Consider the following 1,815-nt stretch of genomic DNA (forward strand, 5'->3'; position numbering starts at 1 on the left):
GGTGAAGTTCAGGTAACACTGAATGGAGGCCCGAACCCACGCACGTTGAAAAGTGCGGGGATGAGGTGTGGGTAGCGGAGAAATTCCAATCGAACCTGGAGATAGCTGGTTCTCCCCGAAATAGCTTTAGGGCTAGCCTTAAGTGTAAGAGTCTTGGAGGTAGAGCACTGATTGGACTAGGGGTCCTCATCGGATTACCGAATTCAGTCAAACTCCGAATGCCAATGACTTATCCTTAGGAGTCAGACTGCGAGTGATAAGATCCGTAGTCAAAAGGGAAACAGCCCAGACCGCCAGCTAAGGTCCCAAAGTGTGTATTAAGTGGAAAAGGATGTGGAGTTGCTTAGACAACTAGGATGTTGGCTTAGAAGCAGCCACCATTTAAAGAGTGCGTAATAGCTCACTAGTCGAGTGACTCTGCGCCGAAAATGTACCGGGGCTAAATACACCACCGAAGCTGCGGATTGATACCAATGGTATCAGTGGTAGGGGAGCGTTCTAAGGACAGTGAAGTCAGACCGTAAGGACTGGTGGAGTGCTTAGAAGTGAGAATGCCGGTATGAGTAGCGAAAGACGGGTGAGAATCCCGTCCACCGAATGCCTAAGGTTTCCTGAGGAAGGCTCGTCCGCTCAGGGTTAGTCAGGACCTAAGCCGAGGCCGACAGGCGTAGGCGATGGACAACAGGTTGATATTCCTGTACCACCTCTTTATCGTTTGAGCAATGGAGGGACGCAGAAGGATAGAAGAAGCGTGCGATTGGTTGTGCACGTCCAAGCAGTTAGGCTGATAAGTAGGCAAATCCGCTTATCGTGAAGGCTGAGCTGTGATGGGGAAGCTCCTTATGGAGCGAAGTCTTTGATTCCCCGCTGCCAAGAAAAGCTTCTAGCGAGATAAAAGGTGCCTGTACCGCAAACCGACACAGGTAGGCGAGGAGAGAATCCTAAGGTGTGCGAGAGAACTCTGGTTAAGGAACTCGGCAAAATGACCCCGTAACTTCGGGAGAAGGGGTGCTTTCTTAACGGAAAGCCGCAGTGAATAGGCCCAAGCGACTGTTTAGCAAAAACACAGCTCTCTGCGAAGCCGTAAGGCGAAGTATAGGGGGTGACACCTGCCCGGTGCTGGAAGGTTAAGGAGAGGGGTTAGCGTAAGCGAAGCTCTGAACTGAAGCCCCAGTAAACGGCGGCCGTAACTATAACGGTCCTAAGGTAGCGAAATTCCTTGTCGGGTAAGTTCCGACCCGCACGAAAGGTGTAACGATTTGGGCACTGTCTCAACCAGAGACTCGGTGAAATTATAGTACCTGTGAAGATGCAGGTTACCCGCGACAGGACGGAAAGACCCCGTGGAGCTTTACTGTAGCCTGATATTGAATTTTGGTACAGTTTGTACAGGATAGGCGGGAGCCATTGAAACCGGAGCGCTAGCTTCGGTGGAGGCGCTGGTGGGATACCGCCCTGACTGTATTGAAATTCTAACCTACGGGTCTTATCGACCCGGGAGACAGTGTCAGGTGGGCAGTTTGACTGGGGCGGTCGCCTCCTAAAGTGTAACGGAGGCGCCCAAAGGTTCCCTCAGAATGGTTGGAAATCATTCGTAGAGTGCAAAGGCATAAGGGAGCTTGACTGCGAGACCTACAAGTCGAGCAGGGACGAAAGTCGGGCTTAGTGATCCGGTGGTTCCGCATGGAAGGGCCATCGCTCAACGGATAAAAGCTACCCCGGGGATAACAGGCTTATCTCCCCCAAGAGTCCACATCGACGGGGAGGTTTGGCACCTCGATGTCGGCTCATCGCATCCTGGGGCTGTAGTCGGTC

At 52.3% G+C, this 1,815-nt stretch carries 1 rRNA gene (running past one end of the window); it reads left to right on the forward strand.

The annotated features are described in order from the left end of the window. Positions 1-1,815: ribosomal RNA gene (locus EBQ15_RS30785) — 23S ribosomal RNA — on the forward strand (its annotated part extends 746 nt beyond the left edge of the window); the annotation flags it as partial.

Origin of the sequence: Bacillus sp. 2D03 (assembly GCF_003946765.1) — a bacterium.
GTDB classification, from domain to species: domain Bacteria; phylum Bacillota; class Bacilli; order Bacillales; family Bacillaceae_G; genus Bacillus_A; species Bacillus_A cereus.